We start from the raw sequence: 4212 nt of genomic DNA, 5'->3' as shown, positions 1-4212 counted from the left end.
TCTCATTTCTACGGTCTTGCAGATACGTTTCCATGAAATCATCCAATAACTGTTTTTCTCCTTCAGTTAATTGTTCTTTACGCATTTTGATGTCATCTCCTATAAATAATCATTTTCACTTTTAATCATACCCCAAAAGAATATAAAATTAAACCTTATTTCACTGTTATTTTTATTCTTCTCAACGCCTTCTCATGAAAACGGAATATCTGTTTTACGCTGTAATGCATCTCCGAAGCGATATTTTCCCACTTCATGTACGTCAAATAGCGTTTCGTCAAGACCACGCGGCATCGTTCATCGTCGATGCGTTCGATAGCCGTTCGTATCTCCTCGACACGACGAACCAGCTTCTCCGTATCTCGGCGAATATCTGATTCCAGATCAACGATCCTTGCGACCGTATTTTCCGTACGATTTTCTTTACTGCCACCAAGCGACTCCTTGTACATCGGTGTGACACGACACGCAAGCGTTCTTAAGGCTGTGATCTCGTCCATATTGGCTTCTATCTGCTTCTTAAGTACCCATGCCGACTTTAGCCATCGTTTTACCTCGTTCATCGCCACACCCTCCCCGTCCGCTTGTTCTTAAGCCGTAGCTCGCCTACTACTTCATACCCGTGTTCGTCCGCATATCTCAGCATCGACTGCAAGACGATGAGTGCGTTCTTTCGCTCTCTCATCAGCGCGACCGCCTTTCCTGCTGTCGGATCGTGATATCCTTCACCGTTCTTCATCGTAGTACCCGCGATCATCATTCTTCTTCCACACGCGCCGACGAACCTCCATGCGCTCGTACTCGTTCGCACCCAGATTGTGCATCAGCGTCTCCATGCAGACCTGTACATCAGCACACTCCATCAGAAAAGCCATACGATTCTCTCTGCCCGGCTCGATCATATAACGAATCAGCGCATCAAAGACCTCTTTCACTTCTTCCTCGATCTTCTCCATCTGCTTTTCATTGTCTGCATCCCGAAAGCGATAGCATGGCATCAAGTATCCCATCTGCATCGCCTCACGCATTTTCTTCTTCATCTCAAGACCTCCTCTCTCTTTGACGCTCTGCCAGTTCTCGCAGGATCGCCACTACGTCGTCTCTGTGCTCGTTTAAGCACCGTTTTGCCTCATTGTACTCATCTATATTACCCCAACCGTTTACAGCGATTACAGGGCGAATGACGAAGCCAAATTGATAACTGCGTTCTAAGATGCACCCGACCTCACGCAGCCATTGGAGTTTACTGCACAGCTCGCGTGACCGCTTCTCTGCCAGGATAAACAGCTCCATCCATAAACGCGAATCCCCGGGCGAATATTCCCGATACCCGTCCTCCATCACGTATCCGTCAAGCATAATCTTTCAGCCTCCCTTACCGACCATACGACGCCTGCCGTACAGCCCTTCTTTTTCATCTGCTCGATGAAGTTCAGCTGCTCTTGTGTCGGCTTGTTATTTCCCGTTTTGACCTCGATAAAATAAGCTCGTCCGTCCTTCACGGCGAACAGATCAGAGAATCCTCTCGGCAGACCCGTTTTAAAAAATCTCCCATCAGGCAGTCTGACCTTTGCGACGTTCACCCGAAAGACCGTAAACCCGCACTCTGTCAGTCGAAGCCTGATCATATTCATCAGATCTGTTTCGTTCACCGACAAAACCGCCTTTCCAAGTAACGATACTTCGGCGGCACCTGTATACCCAACTCGATCGCCTTATGCACCGTCCACATAAATTTATATTTCTTCGCTTTGCTGATGCGCTCCAGATCGCCGAACGTCTTAGCCTTGCGATAATCTTCATACGGCATCCGCCTGATCTCCTCGAGCTCTGCCTCTACCTCGATACGCTGTTCCTCCTGCGTCTGCTTCAGTTCTGCCGTGCAGTACGGACAGACCTTCGTAAAGAGCGGCAGAACGGCGAAGCAGACAGGACACTCCTTGACGGTTATGCTGCTTTTCTGCTTGCGTCTTTTCGTCTCGAGCGACCATTCATGCGCATCGTCGGGGAAGCCGTGTACATAGACATTGGCGACATGATCGATGATGTATGCGACCTTGTTCGGTTTATAGCGCATCGATCGCATCGACTGTTGGATAAAGAGTGACAACGATTTTGTCGGCCGAAGCAGGATGACACACTCACAGTCGGGGACATCGAAGCCTTCTCCGAAGAGCTCGACATTCGTCAGTACCGTTATCCGCCCGCTTCGATAATCCTGTATCAGTCTTGCACGCTCGGCGGGCGGGGTCGTCCCGTCGATATGTGCCGCCGAATACCCTGCACGGCCAAACTCCTCTGCCGTTCGCTTGCTCGCCTCAATGGATGCGCAGTACACGATCGTCTGCCTGCCCCCACAGATACGCTCGTACGTTTCCACCGTCTTGCCGTAGATATATTTCTGCTCCATCAGCTCGGCAAGAGCCGCCTTATCATAATCTCCGCCGCGTGACGGCAGACCCTTGATGTCGGCAACCTTCACCGAGTAATACTTGTACGGTGCCAGATATCCATTCTCGATCAGCCACTTCGTACTGACCGACTCGATCAGCGCATCGAACACACTGCCCAGACCACCTTCTATCATGCGTACAGGCGTTGCCGTGAACCCGATCCGCGCCGCTGAAGGAAATCTCTCGTAGATCCTCTTGTATGTATTCGATGTCGCATGATGACATTCGTCCGTAATGATAAGATCAGGCGTCGGCGTACTTGAGAGCCGTCTTGATACCGTCTGCACCATCGCCACCGTACAGAGCGAAAAGTCTACACCGCACAGCTCGAATGTCCGCTGTATCTGCTGACAGAGCTCCTGCCGATGAACGAGGAACAGCACCCGATTCCCCTTCTCCGTTGCCAGCCTTGCGATCGTCCCCTCGATCACAGACTTGCCTCCTCCGCATCCGAGCACCGCACAGACCGAATGTCTGCCTGCATTGATCTCGCTGCGGATATTTTTTATAAGTTCTTCCTGATATGGTCTTAATTTAATGACCTCACCCCCAAAAAGTAAGTTACTTTCTTTTTAACTTACTTTAAAAGTACCCGCGAGCCCAGTAATATCAAGGAAACTTACAAACTTACTTTTTTCCCCGCGAAAGTGTCACATATATATGTATAACGGAGAGATTTTCTCTTTGTTATACGCGCGTATGCGATTTAATAAAAACATGTAAGTTTGTAAGTTTTGTAAGTTTGTACCCTATGAACCCTTGATTTTACTGGGTTTTAAAAACTTACCTTCGACTTACATTTTTTCTTGAGGTAAGTTAAAAGGGAATTTCTTCCACTTCACATTTCGGCAAATTCAGCTTGATAAAGCTCGTCGTCATATCTCGTACCTTTCGTTGATGAGCGAATTTCCCTTGCGAATCTCTGACCAGATACCCTTTGCGTGCCCAGACCTTTTTCACGCTGTCGAAGCTGAACCCGTTCTCCGACATCGCCTCAGTCAGTACGTCTTTATTGATAAGCACGCTCACAGGATCGATCCTGCCCCACGATTCGCCCTTTACATCGTCCGCGAAGTGATACGCATTTCGTGAGATAAAATTCACGACCCACTCATACGACCGTTCCGCCGGATCGATATCTGCCCGGCTCTTCGCGAACGGCCTGACGTCATCCATCGTGAGCGGCAACTCATTCGGCCAGAATATCTCACGTGCTATATCATCTGCCAAAAGCATCAGAGCGAGCGCCATGGCCTGCTTATCGGTCGTATCGAGCTCGTCCAATACCTTCCGCAGCAGCCCCTTATATTCGTTCGTCAGATCGCGTTCTTTGAGCCTTTCCAGAAACACGATGCCCGCATGACCAAAATTCTGTGCGACCGCCGTTGCCGTACGATGCCCGTCGGCCACCAGCGCACCTTCGCACTCACACTCGATTACGCGATTCTTCGTACCGCCGCCGCTCGACAGCTGCGTACAGGGCTCCTCTCCCGTAAACAGAAACGCACATTTCCATGTCTTGATATCCTGCACCTTATCATAGCTCATGCGGCCGCGGCCGATACCTTCCGTCACACGCATGATAAGCGAATCATAATTAATGCCCCGCTGTTTGATCGTCTGAAGCTCATCGCCCGCAAAAGGCAGATTGTGCAGAAACCCTGCCGTCTCCATCATCGCGTTTGCCGTCATATTCATCGTCTTGACCATGCGCCCCATGCGCGGATCGCCCCAGATGCTCATAGCCACCATCAGAGCG

The 4212-nt window shown here is 50.0% G+C and carries 7 protein-coding genes; all 7 read right to left on the bottom strand.

The window, feature by feature from the left end; translation table 11 throughout:
* Positions 1-155: 155 nt before the first annotated feature.
* Positions 156-563: a DUF1492 domain-containing protein gene (locus IJN28_01610; protein ID MBQ6712470.1), complete on the bottom strand. Its 408-nt coding sequence runs from the start codon at positions 561-563 to the stop codon at positions 156-158.
* A complete protein-coding gene (locus IJN28_01605; GenBank protein MBQ6712469.1) occupies positions 560-739 on the bottom strand; it encodes a hypothetical protein in 180 nt (59 codons plus the stop codon). Before IJN28_01605 ends, IJN28_01610 begins: the two co-directional genes overlap by 4 nt.
* Positions 726-1040 (bottom strand): hypothetical protein, encoded by a 315-nt coding sequence (locus tag IJN28_01600; protein MBQ6712468.1) that lies wholly within the window; start codon positions 1038-1040, stop codon positions 726-728. Before IJN28_01600 ends, IJN28_01605 begins: the two co-directional genes overlap by 14 nt.
* Position 1041: 1 nt before the next feature.
* Positions 1042-1359 (bottom strand): hypothetical protein, encoded by a 318-nt coding sequence (locus IJN28_01595; protein MBQ6712467.1) that lies wholly within the window; start codon positions 1357-1359, stop codon positions 1042-1044.
* The gene (locus IJN28_01590) at positions 1341-1652 is read right to left on the bottom strand and encodes a VRR-NUC domain-containing protein (protein MBQ6712466.1); all 312 of its coding nucleotides are present in this window, start codon (positions 1650-1652) and stop codon (positions 1341-1343) included. The genes IJN28_01595 and IJN28_01590 overlap by 19 nt, the downstream gene beginning before the upstream one ends.
* The gene (locus IJN28_01585; protein MBQ6712465.1) at positions 1649-2884 is read right to left on the bottom strand and encodes a DEAD/DEAH box helicase; all 1236 of its coding nucleotides are present in this window, start codon (positions 2882-2884) and stop codon (positions 1649-1651) included. The genes IJN28_01590 and IJN28_01585 overlap by 4 nt, the downstream gene beginning before the upstream one ends.
* Before the next feature lie 385 nt (positions 2885-3269).
* Positions 3270-4212, bottom strand: a 943-nt coding sequence (locus IJN28_01580; GenBank protein MBQ6712464.1) for a DUF927 domain-containing protein, incomplete at its 5' end; no start/stop codon positions are given.

Source organism: Selenomonadales bacterium (assembly GCA_017442105.1).
Taxonomy (GTDB): domain Bacteria; phylum Bacillota; class Negativicutes; order RGIG982; family RGIG982; genus RGIG982.
Note: the sequence above shows the minus strand (reverse complement) of the source record. Positions and strands in the feature narration are given on the sequence as shown.

Bases quoted from the DNA above. Each gene is read 5' to 3' on its own strand.
- IJN28_01600 (MBQ6712468.1), bottom strand. From the start codon at position 1,040: ATGAAGAAGAAAATGCGTGAGGCGATGCAGATGGGATACTTGATGCCA.
- IJN28_01595 (MBQ6712467.1), bottom strand. From the start codon at position 1,359: ATGCTTGACGGATACGTGATGGAGGACGGGTATCGGGAATATTCGCCC.
- IJN28_01610 (MBQ6712470.1), bottom strand. From the start codon at position 563: ATGAACGAGGTAAAACGATGGCTAAAGTCGGCATGGGTACTTAAGAAG.
- IJN28_01605 (MBQ6712469.1), bottom strand. From the start codon at position 739: ATGAAGAACGGTGAAGGATATCACGATCCGACAGCAGGAAAGGCGGTC.